The organism is Natronomonas sp. (assembly GCF_046710025.1).
Taxonomy (GTDB): domain Archaea; phylum Halobacteriota; class Halobacteria; order Halobacteriales; family Haloarculaceae; genus Natronomonas.
The window spans coordinates 1-25863 of record NZ_JBKEGK010000013.1 but is presented as its reverse complement, the minus strand read 5'-3'; the positions used below and the strand labels follow the sequence as shown (position 1 = coordinate 25863).

The window sequence follows — 25863 nt, the reverse complement described above, 5'->3', positions numbered from 1 at the left end:
AGTACCGCGGCGATCCGTCCGAACACACGGGGTGTGCCCCCGTATTCGTATATAAACTGTGGCCCGCAGGGGTGGGGTAGTTTATAAATGTTGCAAGGCTAAAACCCCGCCCTTCAGCGCGGGGAGGATGTCAACCGGTGTTTTTCATCCCGGCCGCGATCCCCTTGACAGTCATGCGAAGCGCACGCCGCTCTGCCTCCGAGCGCTCCGATCGCGACAGCAACCGCAACTGCAGCAGGTTCAGCGGGTCGACGTAGGGGTTCCGACGCCGAAGGCTCTCGTTGAACCATCCCGATAGCGGCAGCGAGTCCCCGCCAGTGATCTCAGCGACCAGCTCGACCGCCCGCTCGTACTCGGCCTCGATATCGGTGAAGATCCGCTCTTCGAGGTCATCGTCGGCGAGCGCGGCGTACTCCGTGGCGATAGTCATGTCCGTCTTCGCAAGCGCCATCGCCGCATTATCCAGCATCGTCCGGAAGAATGGCCACGAATTGTACATCTCCTCGAGCGTCTCCATGTCGCCGCCGTCATCGAGGTACGCGTCGAGGCCGGTTGCCAGCGAGTACCACCCGGGAACAATGCACCGTGCTTGTGTCCACGCGAAGACCCACGGGATCGCCCGCAGGTCCTCGACCGTTCGCTCGCTGCTCCTGGAGGCCGGCCGCGAGCCGAGGTTGAGGTTCTCGATGACCGTGATCGGCGTCGCCTGCTCGAAGAAGGCGACGAACCCCTCGGTCTCAAGCAGTTCCTGGTAGGCCTCCCTGGCGGCCGTCGCCCCGGTCTCCATCGCTTCGATCCACTCCTCCTCGACCGGTTCGGTGGGTCGCTCGATCGCCCCCTGTCTAGCCCGGAGCTGTGCGTTGAGCATCTGTTCGAGTTCGCGCTCGGCGATCTTCGGGCTAGCGTATTTTTCAGCGATCGCCTCGCCCTGCTCGGTAAACTTCACTTCCCCGGTGACCGTCTCGTTTGGGAGCGCGAGCAACGCGTCGTTCATCGGGCCGCCGCCGCGGGAGATCGAGCCGCCCCGGCCGTGGAACAGTCGCAACTCGACACCGTAGTCCGAACAGATTTCGGCGAGTCGCTTCTCGTTCCGCTGGAGGGACCACTGTGCGGCGAAAAAGCCGTTCTCCTTGCACGAGTCGGAGTACCCGAGCATGACTTCCTGTGTTCCGCCGCGTGCCTCCATAGCCGCGGCGTAGGCGTCGTTCTCGAAGAGCGTCCCGATGATTCGGCGGGCACCCGAGAGGGCGTACTCGGTCTCGAGAAGCGGCACCACGTCGAGTCCCGAGTGACCAGGGAGGTCAACGACGTCGACCTGATCGGCCAGGAACAGCACCTCAAGGACGTGACTCGGCTCTTCGCACATCGAGATACAGTACGTGTCGATCGCGTCGGTGCCGTACTCGCGCTGCCAGTCGGCTAACCGCTCGAAGCGGAGGAGAACGCGTTCGGCGGTCTCGCCGAGTTCGCCGAGGTCGTCGAACTCAAGAACCGGTTCCTCCTCGGCGATGGCGTCGGTCAGGAACTCGACCCGTTCGTCCTCGCCCATGCCGGCGTAGTCGATCCCCTGCCGGTCGAGCGCCGCCTCGATCGCGAGGGTATGGTTCTCTTGATGATCCCGCAGGTCGAGACTCGCCAGCGTGAAACCGAACGTCTCGGCCTGCCTGCGGAGCGAGTCGACGTGGACATCGGCGACGTTGCCCGCGCCGTTCGAGCGCAGGTCGGCCTCGATGGCGTCCAAATCGGCGATGACGCCGTCGATGCCGCCGTACTCGCCGGGGCGGACGGTCCCGACTCGGTCGAGTCGTTCGCGCATCAACCGCAGGAGCTGTCGGTACGGCTCGTCCGGGTAGCGCTCCTCGGCCTCGGCTGAGACTGACGGCAGCGCCTCCTCGTGGTGTGCGAGTCGCTCGTCGACCTCCGTGCCGATCTCGATGTGATCGGAGTCCTGGCTCAACACGCCAGAGAGTCGTTTCAACTCGTCGCGATACCTTTCAAGAACGACGCGTCGCTGCCTCGACAGCGTCTTGGTCGTCACTTCCGGCGTCACGTAGGGGTTGCCGTCCCGGTCACTGCCCGCCCACGACCGGAACTCGAACAGCTTCGGCACCCGTTTATCCGCGTCGAACTCCGACCGATCCGCAAGCGCGTCTTCGAGTTCCTGGTACACCTCGCCGACGACGTCAAACAGGGTGTTCTCAAGATACCACTGGACGTTCAGCGCCTCGTCAGTCGGCTCCGGTTGGCGCTGACGGATCTGTGGCGTCTGCCAGAGACTCGTTACCTCGGCGCGAAGTTCCCGCTCGATCTGTCCGCTTTCCTTGTCCGTCAGGAGCCGCTCGTCGAGGGTTTCGAGCGACGACGCCACCGATCGGAGCTTCGCCTTCACCGTCTTGCGCCGGGCCTCGGTCGGGTGGGCGGTGAACGTCGGTTGGATGTAGACATCGTCGAGTACCGATTCGATGGCCTCAGTGTCGTTGTCTGCGAGCGCGTCGGCGGCCTCCTCGAGGCCGTCGTCCGGGACGCCGGCCTGTGATTGCTCTCTGAGGGCTCTGATTCGTTCGCGCTCCTCGGCGAGGTTGATCAGTTCGAAGTAGGCGGTAAACGCGCGTGCGGCGACGAGTTCCCGGTCGGTGTCGAGACCGTCGAGTTCGGCCCGGATCGACCCGACATCACCGGCGCCACTCCGTCGTTCGATCGACCGCCTCCGAAGGTGTTCGACGGTATCGAAGGCAGCCCCTGATTCTTGGGTCCTGATCGTGTCGCCGAGCATCGCCCCCAACTCCCGGATATCTCGCTGTATGTCACGACGGTGTAATCGCATGCGGATACGTTCCAACGTCGGGTACATAAAACACGGCGTCCGAACACACGATGTTATAACAACAAATCCCGGTTTTGGGGCTTCTATCCGGTGATTTATCGTTATAGATCGCCGGATCGATGCGTCTCAGACGGTCGCGTCTGTGGCCTTTTGCGCTTCGAGTTGGACGCCGTAGTCGCGGTCGTCGTCGTGGGCGGCGGCGGACTCAAGCGCGCGTTTGGTGCCGATCCGGACCAGCGCCCAGGCAGCCGAGGCCCGGACTTCGTCGGCTTCCCCTTCGTCGTCGAGCCGATCCGAGAGCGGCTCGATCGCGCGTGTGTCACCGATGAGCCCCAGTGCGCGGGCGGCGACAGACCGGACAGCGGGATCCGAATCGGCCAGCACGTTCGCGATCGGTTGGCTCGCCTCCTCGCTCCCGATTTCGCCGAGCGCGCGCAGCGTCGCCTTCTGGAGCGGCGGGTTCCCGCTGTCGACGAAATCGACCAGCGTCTCGACGGCGCTCTCGTCGGCGATCTTTCCGAGCACCTCGATGGCGGGCACGTCGCGGCGCTGTGCGAGCGCCTCCACCGGCTCAAGCGCCTCCTCGGAGCCGAGTCGTCGGAGCGCGTCGAGGCAGTTCTCCTGCATGAAGTCCGAATCGAGGTTCTCGAGCGCCATGAGGATCCGTTCGGGGTCGTTTTCGGCCTCGGCGATCCGGACGACGCCGAGTTCCGGCGGGAAATCCTTGCGGTTCTCGGAGTGCATGCGATCGTAGAACCCCTCACGTTCGAGCTGTTCGGCGACCTCGAGGTCGCTCCATTCCTCGGCATCCTCGAGGGCCGCTTCGAGCGTGTCGACGGCCTCGAGCAGCGCGGCGATAATGTCGGCGTCCTCGTCGGCGTCGAGGCGGCCGTCGGCAGCCGTTTCGCCGACCGACTCGACGGCGTCCGCACGCGAATCGTCATCGTCACCCTCGACGCCGAACTCCGTGTCGAGCTCGGCCTCGGCGGCTCCGAGGTAGGTCTCGACTGCTTCGGCGACGGCGGGCTCGCCGTCCCGGGTCCAACGCGTCCCGCGTATCGTCCCCGCAGCGTCGCCCGCCGCATCGGCGACGTCCTCGCCGTAGGGGCCGCGCTGGTCCTCGATTCCGTCGCGGAGGTCGCCGATCCGGTCCTCGAGCGGTTCGGCCGGGTCCTCGGGCTCTTCGTCCTCGTCCTCGGGCTCTACGACCGAGAACTCGGTATCCTCGAGGTCGGCTTCGATATCGTCGACTGTCGCCTCGATTGAATCGAGATCGGCTTCCGTCTCGGCGTTCTCAAGGGCCGACTCGGCGTCGTCGAGCCGTGATTCGAATGCCCCGACGTCGGCGGCGTCGCTTTCGGCTCCGGACTCGGTGTCGGCCCCGTTGCCGGACGCCCCGTTGTCGGTGTCGTCGGCGCGCTCGTCGTCCCCGTTGCTCATACGCTATCTCCGAAAGAACGGATCAAGAGCGTTTCCCTTCGTTCCGCCGGACAGCGCTGACGTCCTCAGGCGGCGCGCCAGTACGCGACGGGCGCGAGAACAAGATAACCGACGGCGAACACCAACAGCGACCGCGGGAGAACGCGATTAAATGCGACAGGAAAGGCGACCGCGAGCGCCTGCAACCCGCCGAGGATCGCCGCGTCTCGCGCGTAGAGATCCGGATACGACACCGGCGCGACCATCAGATACGAGCACGCCGCGACGAGCGCGACCAACACCGCCGGTTTCCCGATCCCGGCGAGGTACGTCACCGAAACCAGCGTCGCTGACAGCGTCGTCTGCACGCCGACCGTCTCGGCACGGTTGCTGTCCTCAAGCGTGTAGATGGCGAGTCTGATGACTGCCATTGCGACGTACAGCGCCGACGCGGCGAGGGCGGCGAGAGCGATCGGCGTCGAGATACTGGCCGCGTCGCCGTTGCTTGCGACCGTGTACACAAGAACTGCCGGGGCCACGCCAAATGAGGCCACGTCCGCAAGTGAATCGAGCAGCGGCCCGACGTCGGTGCCGCCGAGGCGACGGGCAACGACGCCGTCAAGGCCGTCCGCGATGGCGGCCAGCAAAATCAACCGTGCGGCGAGGCCCGGGTCGATGGCCGCGGTCGCGGCAGCGGCGAAGCCGATCGCCGCGTTCGTGGCCGTCACCGTATCGGCGACGCCCAGTCGTCCGAGAAACCGCGGCTGCATTACTCTACCTCGGCGGTCGGCGACGGGCATCTTAGTAGGTTCGTTTCCGGTCGCCGCCGGTTGGCTTGGTTCCTGTCGTCCGCGGCCGACGTATGCGGCGTGTTCGTCACGGAATCGCAGCGCGTTCGTTCCGGAATCGCGGTACATATGTCTGTTCGACCGCAATTGATTGTATGGACAGACGGTCGTTTCTCGCAGCCGCCGGAACGACGGCGGCGGTTACGCTTTCCGGCTGCCTTGACGGTGGACTCAGCGACGCCGACTTCGATATCGGGATGTCACAGAACGCCTTTCTTCCCGAGGAGTACGAGGTATCCGTCGGCGAGACTGTGGTCTGGGGCAACAACGGCTCCCGGGGCCACACCGTCACGGCGTACGAGAACACCATCCCGGAAGATGCCGAGTACTTTGCTTCCGGCGGCTACGATGATCTTGAGGTCGCCCGCGAGGATTGGCACGCGACCGGCGGCGGCAACATCTCGCCCGGCGAAACGTACGAACACACCTTCGAGGTTCCCGGCCAGCACAACTACCTCTGTATCCCCCACGAGCCGAGCGGGATGGTCGGCGCGATCATCGTGACTGAGTGAACTACCCCACCCTACTCGCCTGTGCTTCCGCTGGGGCCGGAAGCTCGGCGCTCTCTCCTCACGGGCCGCAGGCCCGTCCGGACGGTCAGAGGGATCTCCGATCCCTCACGAGTTGAGGGTGGGCCGCCACCTCGAAGTAGGTGAGCCACAGCCGGAAACGCCCACACTAGGTGTAGGGTGAGTGACCCTCTCTGGGATCGTGCGTGGGGTCGCGTGAGTAGCTCTCACGAGCCCCCGTGACCAACTTCGATACGGCCACGTGAGATGCTCCCACGGTTATTTGTGCCCTCGGGCGGGCGAACGACAACCCTTATTCGCGGGGCAATCACATCGGGAGGCATGGACGCGTCGGTACCGCAGATCGACTACACGGAGTACACCAACCGTCAGCTAGTGGCGGTCCCGATCGGGGTGTTGGCCGCCGCCATCGTCGTCCTCACGGTGGCGACGGCGCTGTCGGGGCTACCGGTTACGCTCGGCATCGAATTCACCGGCGGAACCGAGATGCAGGTCGTTACCGGCGACTCCCCCGCCGAGATACGCGACGCCTTCGACACCGAGATCGACTCGGTCACGCCTATCGCCGGGCAGGCCGACACCTACCAGTTGACCTTCCAGGCCGACGACGCCGATCCGCTGCTTGAGCGGGCGGAGAGTGCGGGGTACGAGATAGAATCGGTCGGCGAGCGCTCGGCGAGTTTCGCCTCCGACTCCCAACGGCAGGCGATCTTCGGGCTGGCGGTCGCCTTCGGCGGCATGGCCGCCCTCGTCGCCCTTTTGTTCCGGACATTTATTCCGTCAATCGCCGTCATCGCCTCGGCGTTCTCGGATCTCGTGATCCCGCTGGCGCTGATGCGGTTGTTTGACATCGAGTTGACACTCGGGACGGTCGCGGCGCTTTTGATGCTCGTCGGCTACTCCGTCGACTCGGATCTGCTGTTGAATAACCACGTTCTCAGACGCCACGGTGACTTCTACACCTCGACAGCCCGAGCGATGCGGACCGGAGTCACGATGACGACGACATCAATCGCCGCAATGGTCGTGATGACGCTCGTCTCTTATACGCTCGGCATCCCGTTGCTACCCGACGTCGGGTTGATACTCGTCTTCGGGCTGTTGGCCGATCTGATGAACACTTACCTGTTGAACGTGAGCCTGCTCAGATACTACAAGTACGAGGGAATCGCCAAATGAAACTCCGCATCAAGAAACACTGGCGGATCTGGCTGCTCGTCGGCTTCCTGCTGATAAGCACGGTCGCCGTCTTCGCGCCACTCGGCGGCAGCGGCGGCATCTTAGGTTCCGCCGATGACGCCGGTCAGGCGTCGGGCTCACAGTATACCAACCTCCAGTTCGGGCTCGAACTCTCCGGCGGCACGCAGGTCAGGGCACCGTTCGTCGGGATGACCGTCTCGGGGCTCGAGATCAGCCCGGGTGACGAACGGGCGATCGAGTCGACGCTACAGGACGAACTCGGATTGAGCGCAAGCGAGGTTCGGGCCAGCGCCGAGTCCGGAACCGTCGAAGTGTTTGACGACGGCGTCGTCGGGAATACGACCCAGGCTGAGTTCGCCGACGCGCTCTCGGCGGCCGGCTACTCGACGACGACTGAGGACGTCCGGATGGGCGTCACTAGAGACACTCGCGACAACGCCGAGGACGTGCTGAACGAGCGTCTTACCGAACGCGGCCTCGGCGGCGGGTCGGCCACGCAGGTGTCCGCCCCCGGCCAGCAGTTCATGGTCGTTGAGGTGCCCGGCGCGAACCGGACGGAGGTCATAGACCTCATCGGGGACCGCGGGCAGGTCGAGATCTGGGCGATGTACCCCAGCCAGAACGGAACGTACGAAACCGAGTCGCTGCTGGATCAGGGAGACCTCGCCGAGGTGGGCGGCGCCCGACAGGAACGGGGCGAAACGTTCGTGCCCATCCGGCTGAGCGAGGAGGCTGGCGCGAGTTTCGGTGAGGCCATGCGGGCCAACGGGTTCGACCAGCAAAGCGGCACGCGGTGTCAATACGACTTGAACGCCTCCATCGAGGCGAACGCCGCCGACGACCCCGGGCGGTGTCTATTGACCGTCCTAGACGGCGAGGTCGTCTTCGCGGCCGGCATCGCGCCAAGCCTCTCGTCGTCGTTCGCGAGCGGCGCATTCGACGAGGACCCCTCCTATCGGACGACAACGACATCCTTCGAGGAGGCCCGCGAACTCGAGATCAACATGCGCGCCGGCGCGCTCCGAACGAACCTCGACATCGAGAACCGCGGAACGACGTTCTTCCTCTTGCCGAGTCTCGCGGAGCAGTTCAAACCGCTCTCGCTCGTGACCGGCGCCGCCGCGGTGCTTGCGGTCTCACTTATGATTTTCCTGCGGTACCGCCGAGCGGAGGTCGCGGCGCCGATGTTGCTCACGGCTGGCGCTGAGGTATATCTCCTCCTCGGGTTCGCGGCCGCGGTGAGCCTGCCGCTCGATCTCTCGCACATCGCCGGCTTCATCGCGGTCATCGGGACTGGGGTCGACGACCTCGTGATCATCGCCGACGAAATCATGCAACAGGGAGACGTTAGCACGTCACGAGTGTTCGAGTCGCGGTTCCGGAAAGCCTTCTGGGTCATCGGGGCCGCGGCGGCGACGACCATCGTCGCGATGTCGCCGCTGGCGGTGCTTTCGCTCGGCGACCTGCAGGGCTTCGCGATCGTCACAATCATCGGGGTTCTGATCGGCGTATTGATCACGCGGCCGGCCTACGGGGATATCCTCCGCATCCTCGTGTTGGGCGAGGACGACTAACCGCCGGGAAGCTCCCGCTATCGGGCGCTTCCGGGGCGCTTCGAAGCCCTTTCGGCGCTGCCCCCGAAACCAATGGTATGACCTTTCGTGACGGGACGCTCGTTGACTGGCACGAGTGGGCCCCGGAGGCCTTCGAGACCGCCGAGCGTGCCGGCAAACCCGTGTTGTGTTCGCTGACAGCGCCGTGGTGTGCGTGGTGTGAACGGATGGACGAAGAGTCGTACTCCGACCCCAAACTCGCCGCCAACATCGGCGAGAGCTTTCTCCCGGTCCGCGTCGACGTCGACAGACAGCCCCGAATCCGGGAGCGATACAACATGGGCGGATTCCCGACAACTGTCTTTCTCACCCCCGAGGGCGAGGTACTCTCCGGTGCGACATACCTTGGCCCCGACGGCCTCCGGCAGGTTCTCGACGGCGTCCGGGGCTCTTGGGACGCGAAGGGGAGTGCCGCCGGCCGGATCCCTCGGTCGGTGTCGGGCGACGACCGCCCGGCCGGGGAAGTGACTGCGGATATCGAGGCTCACATGGTCGAGCAGGTGGCGGCCGCGTTCGACGAGGAGTACGGTGGCTGGGGGACCGATGCGAAGTTTCCGCTGTCACGGACGATCGAGTTCGCGCTCAAGCGCGATCGTGACCGCGCTACCCGGACGCTTGAGGCCGTCCAGGCCCACCTTTTTGACACCTACGATGGCGGCTTCTATCGGTTCGCCGAGACGCGGCGTTGGGGCGAACCCCACCGCGAGAAACTGGTCGACGAGAACGCGGCGCTGCTCCGGGCGTTCACCGCGGGCTATCTCTACACGGGTGAGAACTCCTACCAGGTGACTGCCGAGCGGACGGCCGAGTACCTGATGACAACCGCTTGGAACGGCGACGCGTTCGCGGCCAGCCAGGCCGCGAGCGACTACTACACCCTCGAACCGACCGAACGCGAGGACGCAGACCCGCCGCACGTCGACCCAACCGTCTTTGCCGACAGAAACGGGATTGCGGCCGACGCGATGTTCCGGTTTGCGGCCGTCACCGATCACGAAGGGGCGCAACGACATGCCGAACGCGCCCTTGAGACAGTCCTCGAGACGCTTCTCGACGACGGCCGGATCGACCACTTCAGAGGGGACGAAAGCGAGTCCGGGCTGCTCATCGACCACGCCCGGGTACTCTCGGGGCTGACCGCCGCGGCGCAGGTCACCGGCCCGGACACGTGGCTCGATCCCGCAAAAGCGGTCGCCGATGACGCCATTGATCGACTCGTCACCGCCGATGGATCGTTCCGCGACGGCGATCCGACGGGGGCGGGGCTGCTCAAACGGCCCCTGTACCCACTCGGCACAAACGCCGAGATGGCGGACGCGCTCTTGGACCTCGAGGCGCTGACGGGCGAGACGCGCTATGGAGACGCCGCCGAGGACGCCCTAGCTGCCTTTGCTGGGGCCTACGATCGGATGGGCGTCGAGGCGGCGGATTACGCCGCGGCCTGCGCGCGAGCGCACTACGAACCACTTGTCGTCCGGACGCCGGCCGCGGGAACCGACCTCCACCGGGCGGCGCTCCGCATCGCGGACCACGAGAAGGTCGTCGTCCCCGGCGACCGCTCCGACGCCGTTGTCGTCCGTGGCGGCGAGGCGCTTCCCCCCGCGGAGACGCCGGACGCACTGCTCGATCGGGCTGCCGAGGGACCACGTCCGTAGCGAACGACCGGGGGATGTGGGATCGGCTTCGATTTATAACGCGTCCGTCTACCAGCCGATACCTCCGGTGACGAGATAGGGTGGCCTAAATAAAAATACCCCAAGATGCGGCAGTGCATCCGAGCGAGTCGAGAGGCGATCGGATCGAGGGCCTCAGACGCCGGTTTCGTCGCCGATCTCGTCTTTGAGTCGACCGAACTCGGCCACGCGCTCGGCGTGGGCGTTGTGTTGGTGGATCGATTCGTCGTTGGATTGCTCCATGCGAACGACCGCGTCGTCGGGAAGGTTGGGGTAGGTCTCGACGATGCCCTCGGCCATCGCCCGGACGCAGTCCTCGACGAACTTCGCGTCGCTGTGGCTCTGGAATGTCATGTGGTCCTCGTCGGGCCGCTTCGCGAGGTTGTATATCCGCGCACTCATCGAGTCGCGGGCGACCTCGATTAACTCGTTGAGGTCGACCTGCGGCTGCCCGGTCGTTTCGACGGTCAGAGTGGCGTGGCCGCGCTGTGAGTGGCCGGGCTGTGGGACCTCCTCGAGGAACGCGTCGATCGTCTCTCGTTCGACATCGAGCCCCCCGAGAACGTCGCGGGCCCGCGACTCGCTCATGCCCTGCGAGCACGGACAGACGGTCATCCCGACGACGTGGCAGCCGATCTCCTCGCGCGTGGTGCCGTCCTCGCTGGCGGTCGCTGAGGCGATGATATCGGCCGTCGCCTGCGTCGGCCGCTCGGTTGCCGGCGTCTCCTCGCGAATTGTGTACTCGGCCTCCATGCGGACCTCGGCCTGAGTCGTGTAGTCGTGTTTTTCGATGAGGCGCTCGGCGACGTCACCGCAGACGTCCTCGACCCGGAGGGCGGGCTCGGAGACGGCCTCCTCGAGCATCTCGTCGACGACCTCCATGTTCCGGCTCATGTCCGCGCCCTTCCGCCAGCCGGGGAGGTCGACGAACACTTCGAACTCCGCCATCAGGACGATCGGGCGATCCTCTGGTCGGTGGAGTTTGACGAGCTTTTCGACACCCGTTACACCAACTCGATTGAGGCCGACGGTGACTTCTGGGCTGGACGCCTGCACGTCCGGCAACTGCTGACTCATTACTCACTTAAAAGGCTGCAACCCCGTTATCGCTTTCGGAAGGGGCAGGCCACCTGCACGCCGAACCGGTCACTCGAGTTTCCCGAGCGCGGCAAAGAAATCCAGCCGGGGACCGGCGATCCGGACGGGCGTCTCCGACGGATAGAGCCGTACGGCGGTCGGCGGATCGACGCGCTCGCGACTCCGGCCATCGGCGACGATGACGGCGTTCGCCGTGTCCTCGATCTGGACAGTTATCTCGGCCGACGTCGGAACGGCGAGAGGAGGCATCGGGTCCGCGGGGCACATCTCGGTGACAACGAACGCCGAGAGATCCGGATGGACGAGCGGGCCGCCCTCGCTGAGGTTGTAGGCGGTCGACCCCGCGGCTGTCGAGACGAGCACGCCGTCGCCCCGTCCACCGGCGTAGCGCTCGCCATCGACGTGAATATCGTATCCGATCCCGTTGTTTCGACCGCGTTGCGGGCCGACAATCGCGACCTCGTTGACCGCTGCCGGGAGTTCTAATCCCTCACCCTCGGTATGGATCTGTGGAAGCTCATGGAACGTCGCCTCGCCCTTCCGAAGGCGCTCGACCGCCGACCGGACGGCGGCGACGCAGTCACCCGGCGAGACGGCGTTCAGAAAGCCGACCTCGCCGAGGTTGACCCCCATAATCGGTGTCGGCGAGACCTCGCGGGCGGTAAAGAGGAACGTCCCGTCGCCGCCGACGGAGACCACGAGATCGCAGGCCGCGAGGTTACTGACCGAGCGTCCCTCGGTGCCGAGCGCCTCAGCGGTCAACTCGTCGAGGGTGACGGTCGCGTCCACGCGGCCCCGGATCCGGTCGGCGAGTTCGACGGCGCGGGAGGTATCACGCTTTGCGACGACGCCGATGTGCATCGAATTGGCCTTCGACAGCCGGCGACAAAAGCCCCCCGACTGCCCGATGGCACGTATACGGCGAGACCGGAGCCGTTCATATAAGTTCCCGGCGGCCGAACGCCGGGTATGGGCGCGTCGATCGGGGTGAGCAAATGAGCGACGATGACTGGTTTGAGCGGGACAGCCCCGACGACGGAGCCGACGGCGAGTCGCTCGCTGCCGACGAGTCACTCGCCGACGATCCGGCCGGCAGCGAGCCGACGACGGAGGACTTTGAGGCCGCGTTCGAGGCTGCCTCGTCCGGAGACGACGATCCGGCGATGGAGGACTTCGAGGCCGCCTTCGACGCTGGGTCGGGGACGGGTACCGACACGTTCGAGGAGTCCTTTGAATCGGACATCCCGCGCATCGAACTCGGGATCGGCGGCCTCGATCAGATGATTCAGGGCGGCGTCCCCGAGCGTTCGCTGATGGTCGCGATGGGATCGGCCGGGACCGGCAAGACGACGCTCGGATTGCAGTTCATCAGCCACGGACTTGAGGCCGGAGAAAAAGCGGTGTTCATTACGCTTGAGGAGGGTACCTCCGCCGTTGAGCGGGCGGCCAAGGAGAAGGGCTGGCCTTTTGACGAGTACGTCGCCAATGGGCAGTTAGCGATCGTCGACCTCGATCCGATTGAGATGGCCAACAGCCTCACCTCGATCCGGAACGATCTCCCGCGACTCGTCTCGGCGTTCGGGGCCGAGCGGCTCGTACTTGATTCCGTCTCGCTCTTAGAGATGATGTACGACGAACAGTCCAGACGGCGCACCGAGGTCTTCGACTTCACGAAATCACTTAAAGAGGCCGGCGTCACGACGATGCTAACGAGCGAGGCGAGCGATCGGGACGCCTACACGTCAAAACACGGCATCATCGAATACCTGACCGACGCCGTCTTCATTCTCCAGTACGTCCGATCGGAGTTCGGCGAGACGCGGCTGGCGGTCGAAATCCAGAAGATCCGGAACGCCAACCACTCCCGGGAGACGAAGCCCTATGAGATTACCGGCGACGGGCTCTCGGTATACCAGCAAGCCGACATTTTCTGAACACCGCGACCGGGTCGAATATGTATAGCTCCCGGAACTGGGTATAAATACTGTATACGCATACAGAACAGAACTGTATCACCGCTCGGCCGACGGGTCGCGAAGCGAATCCAATTCCGAGCGTCGCTCGTTGATCGCGCGCCGGAACGCCTCCTTATTCTCGAAGTTTGCGGCCTCGAGACGCGCCTTAAGAACGAGAAGCTCAAGCTGTAGCTCGCGGGCACGCTCGTGGTGTTTCGAGGGCACGTCTCCGGGCGGCCGCTTCGGATACTGGTCGGGCACGCGAATTACTCACCAGCTTCGGTTTCGGAGTGGGAGTCATCTTCGGCCTCGGCCTCGGGTTCGGGATCGTATTCGACATCGACGATCGCCATCCCGTGCGGCGAGAAGATATCGACCGATTCGGCGAGGTTCTCGCGGACGTGGCCTTTCCAGGTTTCCATTGCCTCGTCGATCCAGGCCTCGATCGCCGCGTCAGTTGGGTCCTCGGCGTCAATCTCCTCTGTTGCGACCTGCCGCGTCGGGCGCTGTTCGATCACGGCTCGCCCGTCGACGACGAACCGGAAGGGACGCAGATGGATTTCGTCGTCCGCCTTGCCCTCGGTCGACTTCTCTTCGAGGTGTTTCAGCGCCGGTTCGACCGCCGGGGCGAACGGCGGCTGGAGGCTGTACACGGCCTTCGACTTCTGGCCGATGTCCTCTTGGCCGTTATACGCCAGCATCTCCACCAACTTCTCGGGATCAAGGACGATCCGGTCGATTGCCGAAATCGACTCGGGATCGATGTCCTCGTCGCTTTCGTCTCCCTCGTCGGCTTCGCCGTCCGAGGCGTCCGTATCCGCGTCCGGGGTATCGTTTGCGTCATCGTCGCCCGGTTCATGCTCGCTCGGGGCGTCCGCGGCTCCGTCCGGTTCGCCTGACTCGTGTGTGTCCGTCTCGGCGTCGGCGACAGCCCCCACATCCCCGGCGTCAACCGCCTCGGTGTCCGTCCCCTCGGAAGCGTCACCGTCCTCGTCGGTCGACTCCGCCTCGTCGTCGTCCTCGCCGAATCCGAATATCATACGACAGACTAACACCGAGAGGAATATAAACCGGCTGGACTCGGCCTCGACGGCCGGTTCGGCCGACGGCGGGGTCGGTGGCGGCGCCGAAAGGTTGGACTTATGCGGCCTCCGGAAGTTATCGTAGCCATGAGCGACATCGTCGTCACGTTACCGGACGGCTCCGAACTCGAGGTTGAGTCCGGGTCGTCAATCGAGGACGTGGCCTACGAGATCGGACCCGGGCTCGGATCGGACACGGTCGCGGGCGTCGTCGACGGGGAACTCACCGACAAGGCCGAACCCCTCCACGAGGACTGCGAACTCGTTATCGTCACCGAACAAAGCGACGAGTATCTCCAGGTGCTCCGACACTCGGCGGCTCACGTCTTTGCACAGGCGCTTCAGCGGCTCTCCCCCGAGGCGAAACTCGCCATCGGCCCGCCGACCGACGACGGCTTCTACTACGACGTGACGGGCGTCGACCTCTCCGAGGACGACTTCGAGGAACTCGAAGCCGAGATGGAGTCGATCGTCGAGGCCGACTACGATATCGAACGCGTCGAGCGCTCCCGCGAGGAGGCCCACGAGATCTACGAGGACAACGAGTACAAACGTGAGATCCTCGAAACCGAGGCCCAAGGCGAAGAGACGGTCTCGTTTTACGTTCAGGACGGCTGGCAGGATCTCTGTCAGGGCCCCCACGTCGACTCCACGGGCGAGATCGGCGCGGTGAAACTGCTGAACATCGCCGCGGCGTACTGGCGCGGCGATGAGGACAACGACACGCTCACCCGTGTGTACGGGACGGCCTTCGAGAGCGAGGCCGATCTCGAAACGTTCCTGACCCGGCGCGAGAAGGCAAAGGAGCGCGACCACCGAAAACTCGGCCGAGAACTCGATCTGTTTTCGATTCCCGATGTGACCGGCCCCGGCCTCCCGCTGTATCATCCCAACGGGAAGGCGATACTCCGAGAACTGGAGGCGTTCGTCGACGGCCTCAACGACGGTCAAGACTACGACTTCGTCGAAACGCCGCATCTCTTTCGGACGGAACTGTGGAAGCAATCGGGCCACTACGACAACTACGTCGACGACATGTTCCTCCTTGATGTCAGCGACGAGGAGTACGGCCTCAAGCCGATGAATTGCCCCGGTCACGCGACTATCTTCAACCAAGGCAACTGGTCGTACCGGGATCTCCCCGTCCGCTACGCCGAGAACGGGAAGGTATACCGGAAGGAACAGCGCGGCGAACTCTCGGGCCTCTCTCGCGTGTGGGCGTTCACCATCGACGACGGCCACCTCTTCGTGAAGCCGGACTCGATCGAGCGGGAGGTCACCACGACAATGGAGCAGATCAACGAGGTCCTCGAGACGTTCGATCTCGATTACGAGGTCGCCCTGGCGACTCGCCCGGAGAAATCTGTCGGCTCCGACGAGATCTGGGAGGCCGCCGAATCGCAACTCCGGGACGTTCTCGAATCCAGCGGGATGGAGTACGACGTCGAGTCCGGCGACGGCGCCTTCTACGGCCCGAAGATCGACTTTGCCTTCGAGGACGCGCTGGGCCGCAACTGGGATGGCCCGACGGTCCAACTCGATTTCAACATGCCAGAGCGCTTCGGGCTCTCCTACACGGGTGAGGACAACGAGGAGCACCAGCCGGTGATGATCCATCGGGCGCTCTACGGCAGCTACGAGCGCTTCTTTATGGTGCTCATAGAGCACTTCAACGGAAACTTCCCGACGTGGCTCGCCCCGGAGCAGGTCCGGATTCTCCCCGTTTCCGACGACAACATCGGCTACGCTAAACAGCTGAAGAACCGCTATCTCTCCGAGTTCCGCGTCGAAATCGAGGACCGCTCGTGGACGGTGGGTAAGAAGATCCAGGCCGCCCACGACGACCGTGTGCCCTACATGCTCGTCGTCGGCGACGACGAGGTCGAGGCCGGGACCGTCTCGGTCCGGGATCGATTCGAGGCGGAGGCAAAGGGCGTCGATGTCGAGACGTTCTGCACCCATCTTCAGGGCGAGGTCGATGAGAAACGCGTCGAACCGGACTTCGTCGGCGAGTGACACCCTATAACGTGCACGAAGCGGGCTCGATGACCAATCCGACTGTCAAGCGCTCTTCGTCGACGCAGTAGACCCCCGCCACTTATAAACAAAGACCTCACACGGATCGTGCGCGGTCCGGGCGCTCACACCGGGGGTCCATCCCACTCGCCGACCACAACGGTCAGGCCGGCCTGCCGGAGCCGATCAGCAAGCGGTTCGCCGATACCCGACGCGGGCGTGAGAACACCTCCTTCAAGCGGCGAGTCGATCTCCCCACGCACGAGACACACCGCTGCCTCGCTGAGCATCCGTGCAGTCGCCCCGTACCCCGGATCCCGGTCGGCACTCACCTGGCTCTCGACGACGAACGGGCCGTCACCGGCGATCCCGCGGCCGAGAACACGGACGGTAAAGTAGCCGTCTTCGGTCTGTTCGCGCGTCGGCCCGTCGCCGGGGTCCGGGAACACGAATCGACGTAACCCATCCCGTGCCGGGGAGAACGCCATCCCCGCCGTCACGGCCTTGAGGCCGGTGGCAACGGCGCTCGCCCGTGCCAGACCGCCGAGACCGTCACCCGTCGGCACCACCTCCGTACACTCGAACTCGCGGCCCCACGGATACCGGAGTAAGGCGTTGCTGCGACGAACGACCCGCTCGTTCACCAGCGCCATCGGCGACGGCGCCGTCCACTCCGATCGCAGTGAATCCTTTTTCACTGTTGTCTGGGCGCCTGGATCGACACCGTTGCGCTCCCCTTTGGGTGCCAGCGAGTACGGATTCCGAAGCGTTTGTTGAGCTAGTGGATCCTCCGACGCGGCTTGGAACACCTCGGCTGCACTGGCCAACGTCCCGCCGCTCACTTCGCCGCGACCGTCTTCGAGATAGATGCGAGCCACGTCACACGGGGTTCCGAACGTATCGATAGCGAACGACTGGACGAGTTGCGTACCGAGGTCGGCCGGGACGGAATCGAACCCACAACTGTGAACGATGCGGGTAGCCGCCGCGACCGCGTCATCGTGGTAGCGGTCGATCATCTCCCGCACCCAGTTGACCTCCCCCGTCAGATCACAGTAGTCCGTTCCGGCGGCGATACACGCTTCGACGAGCGGCGTCCCATACGTCGTGTACGGTCCGACAGTCGTACAGACGACACGTGTGGTCTCGGCAATCCTCCGCAGGCTCTCCGGCTCGGTCGCATCGCCGATCACGATCGGGATCTCCTCCCATGCAGACCGCCGGTTGACAAGTGTGGCTTCTAACTCACCGAGTCGCGGTTTGTCGCGCCCGCCGAGCGCGATCGAGAGCTCGCTCGGCGAGTACTGCTCTGTGAGGTAGTCGGCGACGAGGCGGCCGGCGACGCCGGTCGCGCCCCAAACAACGAGGTCGTGCGTCCGATCTGGTTGTGACACTGGGATCGGCCGTGTTTAGCGCCCCACGTTCTCAACTGTTCGGGGTCAGTCGACGCTTCCGCCCATAACGACCGCGACCGCGACGGCCGCCACACGCTGTCGCGACGGGGTGTTATACCATACAATTAATTATGACGAATCCGAATTGAAAACGCGATGAGTACTGACAACTCCGATGATACCACGGAACACCACGCCCACGAACACCGCGATGTCGAGGGGCCCGGGTACCCGACGCCGGCGGCGATGCGGACCGAGAGCGGTCGGGAGCAAACGGCGTACGTGATGGCTCCACGAGTGGGGATGAAAAACGACGGTCCGGGATTCGTCGGCGTCGTCGATCTTGATCCCGCCTCGGACACGTACAGCGAACTCATCGACACCGTAGAGATGCCGAACAAGGGCGACGAACTCCACCACTTCGGCTGGAACGCCTGCTCGTCGTCCTGTCACGCGGAGGGACTGTCGCGACAGTATCTGATCGTCCCCGGACAGCGTTCCTCGCGCATCCACGTCATTGACGCCGAGGAGCCACGCGACCCGGAGATCGTGACCGTCATCGAACCTGAGGAGCTGTTCGAGTACGACCTCTCGGCACCACACACCGTTCACTGCGTCCCGGGTGGCAAAATCGTCATCAGCATGCTGGGTGACGCCGACGGTGAACTCCCCGGCGGCTTCCTCCAGTTGGATCAAGAGGACTTCAGCATCGACGGCCGCTGGGAAGCCGACCGCGGTGCGATGGAGATGAACTACGATTACTGGTATCAGCCCCGCCACGACGTGCTCATCTCCAGCGAATGGGCGGCGCCGAACACGTACTATCCGGGGTTCGACCTCGACGACGTCGAGGCCGGCAAGTACGGCGACAGTATCCACATCTGGTCGTGGGACGACCGCGAGCACGTACAGACGCTCGAATTCGGCGATGCAGGCCGGATCCCGCTCGAAGTTCGGATGAGCCACAACCCCGAGGAAACGCAAGGATACGTCGGGGCGGCGCTCTCCTCGAACATCATTCGCTTCTACGAGAGCACCGACGGGGCGTGGGACTGGGATGTCGTCATCGACGAGGACCCCCGCGAACACGAGGACTGGGACATGCCAGTGCCGCCGCTTATTACCGATATCCTGCTGTCGCTGGACGACCAGTATCTGTTCTTTTCGAACTGGCTCCACGGCGACGTGCGGATGTACGACGTTAGCGACGCGGCCAATCCGCGGTTGGTCGATCGGGTGTGGGCTGGCGGCCTGTTCGGCGATCGCCAGGAAATACAGGACAAAGAGATCCGGGGCGCGCCACAGATGCTCCAGCTTTCGCGGGACGGAACGCGGCTCTACTGGACGACATCGCTGTTTTCGTCGTGGGACAACCAGTTCTTCCCGGAGATGGCCGAGGAGGGGTCGCTGATGTTCAAAGCGGACGTGTTTCCCGATGAAGGCCGACTCGACCTCGACGAGGAGTTCCTCGTCGACTTCGGCGACGCACCGGGCGGCCCCGCCCGTGCCCACGAGATCCGCTGGCCCGGCGGCGACTGTACCAGCGACGTTTGGCAGTGAATGTGTGCGAACGCGGCGGCCCACTCCGTCGAACTTGTTCGGCCGGACGGCCGAACGGAGACGATCCGGGTCGAAAACGGGGAAACGATCGTCGACGCAGCGGAGAGAGCTGACGTAGCTGTTCCATACGGCTGTCTGTACGGGGGGTGCGGAACCTGTACCGCGGAGCTGCTCAACGGTGACGTCCGCCACCGGGCGTCGCCGCGGGCGCTGAAAACACGCTCGCTGGACGCCGGGTACGTTCTTCTCTGTATTGCCACACCCGAAACCGACTGCCGGATACGCATCGGCCACGGGATTCAGGCCGAGGTCGTCGGAACACCCTGGAAGTAACGGCGACACCACCTGCCGACCCCCTGAGCACCAGCCATCGTTCCGGGATCTCTCGGCCACGCTCTTCGGAGTCACTCGCTACATCGACGCGCTCGGAATCGGCGGCGTCAGCCTCAATTGCCTCCATCCCATTGAGCCCGTATGGTTCACCGACCGGGAAGCCGACACCTCGAGACGACCCACGAACGCTGTGTGGCTCGCAGAATACGCGGTGTTCCCCGTTCGAACGCACACTCGAACCCGTCCTCGATTCTCCGAGGCGAGGACGCATGAGCGCCGATCCGACCGTCCTCGTGATCGGCGGCGGCGCGACGGGGACCGGGATCGCCCGCGACCTCGCGTTGCGGGGGGTAGACGTGACGCTTGTCGAGCGGGGCGGGTTAGGTAGCGGAACCTCCGGCCGATCGCACGGACTGTTGCACAGCGGTGCCCGGTACGCCGAGTCCGACGCATCCGGCGCGGCTGAGTGCCTCGCCGAGAGCCGTACCCTCCGCGAAATCGCCGGTGCCTGTGTCCGCGAGACGGGTGGGTTGTTCGTCCGACTCGAAAGCGACGACGCGGAGTACTTCGAAGCGAAGTTGGCCGCCTGCAAGGAGATCGGCATCGAAACCGAGCGGCTGGACAGCGACGCGGCTCACGATCTCGTGGATGGGCTTTCCGATGCGGTCGTCGAGGCGTTCCGCGTTCCGGACGGCGTCGTCTACCCGTCGCGGCTCGTGGCGGCAAACGCGGCCGACGCGGCGGCCCACGGAGCGGACGTACACCCACACGCGCCGGTCGAGGCCATCGAGACCGGGGCTGAGGAGATCACCACGGTCGACGTTGGCGGGGACGTCGACGGGACGATCGAGCCGACCCACGTCGTCAATGCGACCGGAGCGTGGGCCGACCGGATCGCCGGTATGGCCGGTTGTGCGGTCGGGATGGCGCCGAGTCGCGGCGTGATGGTATCGCTTGATTACGATGGGCTCGGACCGGTGTTGAACCGATGCCGTGATCCGGACGACGGCGACATCATCCTGCCCCACGAGGGCGAAGTCGTCGTGGGGACCACGAGCGTGCCCGTCTCCGATCCCGAGACGTACGAGACCGCTGAGTGGGAGGTCGAGCGATCGATCGAAGAGTGCGCCGCGATGCTTCCGGCGGTCGCCGAGGCACCGGAACGCCGGACATGGTGGGGGGTCCGCCCGCTGTACGAACCCGACGAGGCGGCCTCCGACCGACGTGGTATCTCCCGTGGGTTCACAATAGTCGACCACGGCGACGAGGGCGTATCGAACCTCTACAGCGTTGTCGGCGGAAAGCTGACCACCTACCGGGAGATGGCGGAGGTAACAGCCGACCACGTCTGCGAGCGTTTGGGCGTCGACGAGCCGTGTAGGACGGCGGAGCGGCCGCTCGTCGGGGCCGACGATCCGGATCGACTCGACGCGTTCGTCGAGCAATACGGGGGACCGAACCCGACTGACGCCGGCGTGGTCGAGACGGACGGTGGATGACTCAAGACGCGTCGGCCACGCCCATCCCGGGCTCATTCACGTATCCGTTCCGCACTGAGCGCGGTGGCGGCGCTTCGCCGCTTGGTACGGCTCGGTTTCGCGAACTCGACCGAGACGACGGTTGTACACGAGCGCGACTCCGCGTTTCTCGTCGTCGTCTCACTCTCGTGGGCCACGTTCCGATCGGGTGCCGTCGTCGTGCGTCTCACATTTCCATTCGCCGGCATATTTGCGAATCATATTTCTCTTGACGAAATCGTCGTCGGTCCGGTACTTGCGATATCGACCATGGCTGTCGGCCACGGCGCTCTCGGCGTGCCCAAGCATGGCCATCCCCCACGACGGGGGAAGTTCGCTTCTCTGAAAGCGCCACGCTCACCGATGATGGGGTCGACAACGTTTAGTCGTCATCGGTCGCCCGTTCGCGCCCCGAGAACGTCGATTCAGGGCCGTGAAGATCCCTGATCGACCGTTCGGCCGTCCACGTGTACGGCACATAGGGCTCCTCATCAATATCAAGCCACGTTTTTTGCTTCCGCGTGGCGTTGTCCCACATCGGCCGACAACCGGAGTCGAACCGATTATCGAGCGAGCGCTGTGCCTGTTCGCTGAGGTCGAAGTTGAAATCGTCCGGCAGGTCCCAGAACTCACGGAAAAACCTCGCGAACTGCTCGCTCATGCGCATACTGCTCCCGTAGGTCTTTTTTACGTCATCGATCAGGTTCTCCTCGGCTCTGATGCGGTCGCGCTGTTCGTCGTACCACTCCGAAACCGGTTGGGCCTTCTCCGCCCGTTCCCCCATCCGTCGCTCGCGTAATCGTTCGGTCGCGTCTTCGTCGAGTTCCCACTCGCCTTGGACCGCTGAGTTGTGTTTCGCCCCGACTTCGACTTTTTCAACGACTACGCCGTAGGCATCTTCGGCGTGTCGAGGCAGCACGTACCCGTCGTGGATATCGGAAAGCACGTCCTCCGGATCCCGCTCCAGTGGGTCGCCCAACCCAGACCCACCGCGGAGGTAATTCAGGTACATGTCGTAATCAGTGAACTCTTTCGGCGTGCTGATCCCCTCGGGTCGGCGAGTAACGTCGCCGTCGATCTTGGATTCGAAGCCGCCGCTTTCCGGATCGAGGTCGTGTTGGGGGTAGTCCTCGCCGTTCTCGAAGCGTTCCTTGAGATCGGTGTCTTGAGCGTTGAGGATGTAGCCGGAGGCGGCGGGGTAGCCGCCGAAGAGCCCGCCGTCGCTTGTCATATATCCGTTACCCATCTCATAGAGTAGCCATCGACTCACATCCCTGACCGTCCGCATCGACTCGAAGCCGGCACCGCCGGCTCGACGGCCGGCACCGCCCGTGTTGGGCTTGACCGCCCGGCCCAAGAACGGCAGCGGTTCGACTCGTTCCCAGGCCTCTGCATCCCCCATATCGCCTTCGGGGTTCCAGATGGCGGCGGCATGGGGTTCGCCGTCCTCGACGTAGCGCGCCCCAACACCTTCGCAAGCGGCTTCGAAGGAGTTGACGGCGTGGAGTTTGTCGAACTGGTCGATGCCGCCACCCTGCAGCCAGTTCGAGGTGTTGGCGTTCCCCGCGTTGATCTCCTCCCAGAAGCCACGGGCATAATATCCCCGTGAGAGGTGTTGCCAGAGCGGGGCCCACGCGGACACGAGAAAGTGCCACGCGTACGCGTGAGCGGTTTCCGTGTTCTGTGTGTTCGCCCACGATCCGACCGGCAAGTGAAAGTCGCAGGCGTAGTAGGCCCCGTCGTTCACCAGTTCGTTTGGAATAACAGTTTGCGTGAGCATCACCCAAATGCCGCCCTGGATGGCAGCGGGCGTACAGTTGAACGGATGCCAACCCCACTTGTTCGCCCCCTCGAACGACACCTGAAATGAGCCATCCCCCCGGATGTGCAGCTCCGAGGGGGCGTGCATAATGTGATTCTCGTCCGCGTAGTCGCGCGTGACGTTCTTTTGCCCCTCGTACAGTGCGTCGACGAACGATGCACCGCGATACGTTCCCGGCAGCATCGTCCGCTTGATACGACTCCGAAAGCCCCGGCGGCCATCCTCGATCGCCTCTCGCGACAGCTGTTTGAACGTCTCGACCCCCGTTCTGGCGATGAGCTCTTTGACCGAGTCCCGGATCATCAAACAGCCGGTTATTCTGGTCCGTTCGTCGAGTTTCAGGAAATTCGGCGTCCGTGTCTTCGCCGGATACTCCTTTCTCCAGGAGTTGTACAGCTCGAAATCCTCTCCGACTTTCCGGGCCGTGTAGTAGGCACCGTCACCGAACCGCGACGCTTGGGAGACGTTCATGCTTCCGGGACCGACCGCCCCCGTGTCGATGACGTGGTTGACGCCGCCGGCCCACGCGACGAGTTCACCCTCTTGGAAGATCGGAATAAGCGTCATCAGATCGCACGGATGAACGTCACCGACGTGGGGATCGTTGTTCACAAAGATGTCCCCGGGTTCGATTCCGGGACTCTCCTCGTAATCGTGATTGATCATGAACTTGATCGCCTCACTCATTGTGTGGACGTGCACGATGATGCCAGTTGAGACGGCGATCGAGTCGCCCTCTGGTGTGAACAGCCCATAACAGAGTTCGCCCTCCTGTTCGACGATCGGCGTTGCGGAGACCTCTTTCGATATCTCTCGGGCGGAGACGAGATCGGCACGGAGCCGCGAATACAGCTGCTCGTAGCGTATCGGATCGTCTGCTTTCAACGACAACTTCGACAGACCGGCGTAATTTCCCGTCGCCTCCGTCTTATCCTCCAGTACGGCCAACTGCTCCCGGAGCGTCTTTCCGTTCCAGCCGATGCCTCGGTTCTGCTGTCTCTTCTCGCTCACGATGCGTTGTTCGTATTGTACCTCCGTTCGGCGTTCTTCAGCTTTGTTTTGATCTGTCTGGCTCATGATTGGGACTCGCTGTTCGGGGGATCCGGAGTCGATCGCCACGTTCCGCTCGTGGCAGAGACGGCTCGACAGTCACATTTCATATTCGAGTTCCTCCAGAACGATGAGATGGTCACCGACGATGATGTCGCCCGAAAGCCGTTCGTGGAGTAGAATAGACTCCATCAGTTCGTCGATTTGGGCCTTACCGGTCATCGTTCTGCTGGTGATTCCGATGCATATGTTGTCTGCATCGACTTCGATCGCAAATTCGACGAGACCCGAGACGTCGTCTCTCTCCGGAAGACATTCAATACTGTACGTGACACCGTGCTCGATCATCGGGTTTAAATCCTGAACCAGCGGGCCAAGACAGCGAACCGGCGGTAGGCGTAAAAAGTAGACGGGCCCCTCCGCATCGACAACCGAGTCAAGAGCTTCTGTAACGGCGGATCGTTGATCAGCCGATTTAATGATGATGATAGTGGTCATTCTTGTGGCCCAAACAGCAACGCACAGAAACTGTGCTCGACCCGGCGGAGCCGTTCGCTTAACGTTGATCTACTGATATCCAGTTCCTCTGCGATCTCCTCGGCGGTCACCTCCTGTGGCACCTTGAAGTATCCCAACCGGTATGCGGTTTCCAGTACCTCCAGTTGGTTGTCGGATAGCTTGCCGGAAATACTCTGTTTGACTTTGTTGCTGCCGAGTGGAAACCCGATGCTCTCTGTTTGGGTTGTCCCGACCAATTCGAGAGAGCCATGGTTGTCCTCGATGGTCGCCGCCACCTCCTTGAGATGGGTCCAGTCCCGCACCGACGCAACCACGTCGAGATGCGAATCTGTACCGACAATCGTGTGGGGGATGGCCTTATTTTCGGTTAACAGCGATAGAACTGACACATCCGAAAGATCAGCCAGCACACTGAGATAGTACGTATGGGGAGTTACGTTCGCCTCTGACATATCTATAATCTGTATATTCGGTAACTGATTAGAAAGAGACTCCTTCGAGATATCGGCGTGGAATCCCACGGTCAACGAAAGAAAGACCTCACCTTCGGTAACCGGCAGTGCATTATCGATTTCGACAGAGATAACCTGCTCATCAATGGCGAACAGCTTCGAAGCGATTCCTGCAGAGCGTATCTGGAATTTGATTCTAAGCATGTATTGGCCCAGCTACTGCATAGTTCCAACCTCACGTTGATCCAGTCACCTCCACTGCGTACCTCGTATCTGTTCGTATCTTTTAATTTTTCTTTGTCAGGATACTACACCTACGCCGCCCGCGTTTATTTTTATATTAGTGTGTATGTACTAGCGATAGTATCAAAACCGGATCATCGCATTAAGTATTGGCCCAAACGGGACCGGTATATGTCTTCTCTTTATACCCGCATGTGCACCAGGCGGCCCCCGTTAGTGTTAGTGATCGAGTGCGACATCCGCATCACGTTCCACGAGCTCGATACGGATGCCGTTGGCCCCCTCTCGGTCGAGGAATGCGACGCGTGCACCGCCCGCGCCGGACCGTGGTTCGGCATCGGCGAGTGCGACTCCGTTACGACGCAACGCTGTCAGTTCCGCCCCGATGTCGTCCACCCGGAACGCGACGTGGTGCAATAGTGCTGTGCCGTCCGCCCGTTCGAGATCGGACATAATACGCCCACCGCCGTCGACCGGTTCCACAAGCTCGACGAGGCTTTCTCCAACCCTTATAAACGCGATTTCGACGGCGTACTCCGGAACCCGCTCGATGGCCCCGACTTTGAGGCCAAGGTGTTCGAACAGTTCCGCGTTGCTGGCGATATCGTCGACAAGAATGCCGACGTGATCGATCTTCGAGGGCATCGTTCAACTGACCTCTCGTGATTCGGAGTCCCAGTACGGTTCACGGAGACGTTTCTTATCGAGTTTCCCG

The 25863-nt window shown here is 63.4% G+C and carries 21 protein-coding genes; 9 read left to right on the top strand and 12 right to left on the bottom strand.

Annotated features, from left to right (window positions below; genetic code table 11):
• Positions 1-130: 130 nt before the first annotated feature.
• The 3 genes from ppc to ACI944_RS01995 all read right to left on the bottom strand — a co-directional run bounded on the left by ppc (position 131) and on the right by ACI944_RS01995 (position 5013).
• Positions 131-2824, bottom strand: coding sequence for a phosphoenolpyruvate carboxylase (gene ppc, locus ACI944_RS02005; protein ID WP_411717400.1), 2694 nt, complete (start codon positions 2822-2824; stop codon positions 131-133).
• Positions 2825-2950: 126 nt separating this feature from the next.
• Positions 2951-4264 carry a HEAT repeat domain-containing protein gene (locus ACI944_RS02000; RefSeq protein ID WP_411717399.1) on the bottom strand — a complete coding sequence of 438 codons (1314 nt, stop codon included), beginning with the start codon at positions 4262-4264 and terminating at the stop codon, positions 2951-2953.
• A 65-nt stretch (positions 4265-4329) separates the two neighbouring features.
• Positions 4330-5013, bottom strand: a complete 684-nt coding sequence (locus ACI944_RS01995; protein WP_411717401.1) for a protein sorting system archaetidylserine synthase — start codon at positions 5011-5013, stop codon at positions 4330-4332.
• A gap of 173 nt (positions 5014-5186) precedes the next feature.
• On the opposite strand from ACI944_RS01995, the gene ACI944_RS01990 reads away from it, so the two are divergent.
• The 4 genes from ACI944_RS01990 (at position 5187) to ACI944_RS01975 (ending at position 10089) form a co-directional block, all read left to right on the top strand.
• The gene (locus tag ACI944_RS01990; protein ID WP_411717398.1) at positions 5187-5603 is read left to right on the top strand and encodes a plastocyanin/azurin family copper-binding protein; all 417 of its coding nucleotides are present in this window, start codon (positions 5187-5189) and stop codon (positions 5601-5603) included.
• Positions 5604-5942: 339 nt separating this feature from the next.
• Positions 5943-6800 carry a protein translocase subunit SecF gene (gene secF, locus ACI944_RS01985; protein ID WP_411717397.1) on the top strand — a complete coding sequence of 286 codons (858 nt, stop codon included), beginning with the start codon at positions 5943-5945 and terminating at the stop codon, positions 6798-6800.
• The gene (locus tag ACI944_RS01980) at positions 6797-8395 is read left to right on the top strand and encodes a preprotein translocase subunit SecD (protein ID WP_411717396.1); all 1599 of its coding nucleotides are present in this window, start codon (positions 6797-6799) and stop codon (positions 8393-8395) included. The genes secF and ACI944_RS01980 overlap by 4 nt, the downstream gene beginning before the upstream one ends.
• Positions 8396-8472: 77 nt before the next feature.
• Positions 8473-10089: a DUF255 domain-containing protein gene (locus ACI944_RS01975; RefSeq protein WP_411717395.1), complete on the top strand. Its 1617-nt coding sequence runs from the start codon at positions 8473-8475 to the stop codon at positions 10087-10089.
• Positions 10090-10242: 153 nt separating this feature from the next.
• Here ACI944_RS01975 and mptA read toward each other — a convergent pair whose 3' ends face one another.
• Together mptA and ACI944_RS01965 are read right to left on the bottom strand one after the other, a co-directional pair.
• Positions 10243-11184, bottom strand: coding sequence for a GTP cyclohydrolase MptA (gene mptA / locus ACI944_RS01970; protein WP_411717394.1), 942 nt, complete (start codon positions 11182-11184; stop codon positions 10243-10245).
• 69 nt (positions 11185-11253) lie between these two features.
• Complete coding sequence (locus tag ACI944_RS01965) at positions 11254-12066, bottom strand: NAD(+)/NADH kinase (RefSeq protein WP_411717393.1); 813 nt, start codon at positions 12064-12066, stop codon at positions 11254-11256.
• Positions 12067-12200: 134 nt separating this feature from the next.
• Here ACI944_RS01965 and ACI944_RS01960 point away from each other — a divergent pair, with 134 nt between their 5' ends.
• Positions 12201-13139 (top strand): KaiC domain-containing protein, encoded by a 939-nt coding sequence (locus ACI944_RS01960; RefSeq protein WP_411717392.1) that lies wholly within the window; start codon positions 12201-12203, stop codon positions 13137-13139.
• A gap of 78 nt (positions 13140-13217) precedes the next feature.
• Here the strand turns inward: ACI944_RS01960 and ACI944_RS01955 are convergent, their stop codons facing one another.
• Together ACI944_RS01955 and ACI944_RS01950 are read right to left on the bottom strand one after the other, a co-directional pair.
• Positions 13218-13421 (bottom strand): hypothetical protein, encoded by a 204-nt coding sequence (locus ACI944_RS01955; protein WP_411717391.1) that lies wholly within the window; start codon positions 13419-13421, stop codon positions 13218-13220.
• Positions 13422-13426: 5 nt separating this feature from the next.
• Positions 13427-14200, bottom strand: coding sequence for a hypothetical protein (locus ACI944_RS01950; RefSeq protein WP_411717390.1), 774 nt, complete (start codon positions 14198-14200; stop codon positions 13427-13429).
• 129 nt (positions 14201-14329) lie between these two features.
• Here ACI944_RS01950 and thrS point away from each other — a divergent pair, with 129 nt between their 5' ends.
• Complete coding sequence (gene thrS, locus ACI944_RS01945; protein ID WP_411717389.1) at positions 14330-16258, top strand: threonine--tRNA ligase; 1929 nt, start codon at positions 14330-14332, stop codon at positions 16256-16258.
• 125 nt (positions 16259-16383) lie between these two features.
• Here the strand turns inward: thrS and ACI944_RS01940 are convergent, their stop codons facing one another.
• Complete coding sequence (locus ACI944_RS01940; RefSeq protein WP_411717388.1) at positions 16384-17652, bottom strand: saccharopine dehydrogenase family protein; 1269 nt, start codon at positions 17650-17652, stop codon at positions 16384-16386.
• A gap of 156 nt (positions 17653-17808) precedes the next feature.
• Between ACI944_RS01940 and ACI944_RS01935 the strand changes: the two genes are divergently transcribed.
• The 3 genes from ACI944_RS01935 to ACI944_RS01925 all read left to right on the top strand — a co-directional run bounded on the left by ACI944_RS01935 (position 17809) and on the right by ACI944_RS01925 (position 21044).
• Positions 17809-19212 carry a selenium-binding protein SBP56-related protein gene (locus ACI944_RS01935; protein ID WP_411717387.1) on the top strand — a complete coding sequence of 468 codons (1404 nt, stop codon included), beginning with the start codon at positions 17809-17811 and terminating at the stop codon, positions 19210-19212.
• Positions 19213-19545, top strand: a complete 333-nt coding sequence (locus ACI944_RS01930) for a 2Fe-2S iron-sulfur cluster-binding protein (protein WP_411717386.1) — start codon at positions 19213-19215, stop codon at positions 19543-19545.
• A 269-nt stretch (positions 19546-19814) separates the two neighbouring features.
• Positions 19815-21044: an FAD-dependent oxidoreductase gene (locus tag ACI944_RS01925; RefSeq protein WP_411717384.1), complete on the top strand. Its 1230-nt coding sequence runs from the start codon at positions 19815-19817 to the stop codon at positions 21042-21044.
• Between the two features lie 400 nt (positions 21045-21444).
• Here the strand turns inward: ACI944_RS01925 and ACI944_RS01920 are convergent, their stop codons facing one another.
• The 4 genes from ACI944_RS01920 to ACI944_RS01905 all read right to left on the bottom strand — a co-directional run bounded on the left by ACI944_RS01920 (position 21445) and on the right by ACI944_RS01905 (position 25793).
• Complete coding sequence (locus tag ACI944_RS01920; RefSeq protein WP_411717382.1) at positions 21445-23961, bottom strand: hydantoinase B/oxoprolinase family protein; 2517 nt, start codon at positions 23959-23961, stop codon at positions 21445-21447.
• Between the two features lie 72 nt (positions 23962-24033).
• Positions 24034-24432 carry a hypothetical protein gene (locus ACI944_RS01915; protein WP_411717381.1) on the bottom strand — a complete coding sequence of 133 codons (399 nt, stop codon included), beginning with the start codon at positions 24430-24432 and terminating at the stop codon, positions 24034-24036.
• A complete protein-coding gene (locus ACI944_RS01910) occupies positions 24429-25109 on the bottom strand; it encodes a helix-turn-helix domain-containing protein (RefSeq protein WP_411717379.1) in 681 nt (226 codons plus the stop codon). The genes ACI944_RS01915 and ACI944_RS01910 overlap by 4 nt, the downstream gene beginning before the upstream one ends.
• A gap of 258 nt (positions 25110-25367) precedes the next feature.
• On the bottom strand, positions 25368-25793 hold the full coding sequence (locus tag ACI944_RS01905; protein WP_411717377.1) for a VOC family protein: 426 nt from the start codon (positions 25791-25793) through the stop codon (positions 25368-25370).
• Positions 25794-25863: the final 70 nt, after the last annotated feature.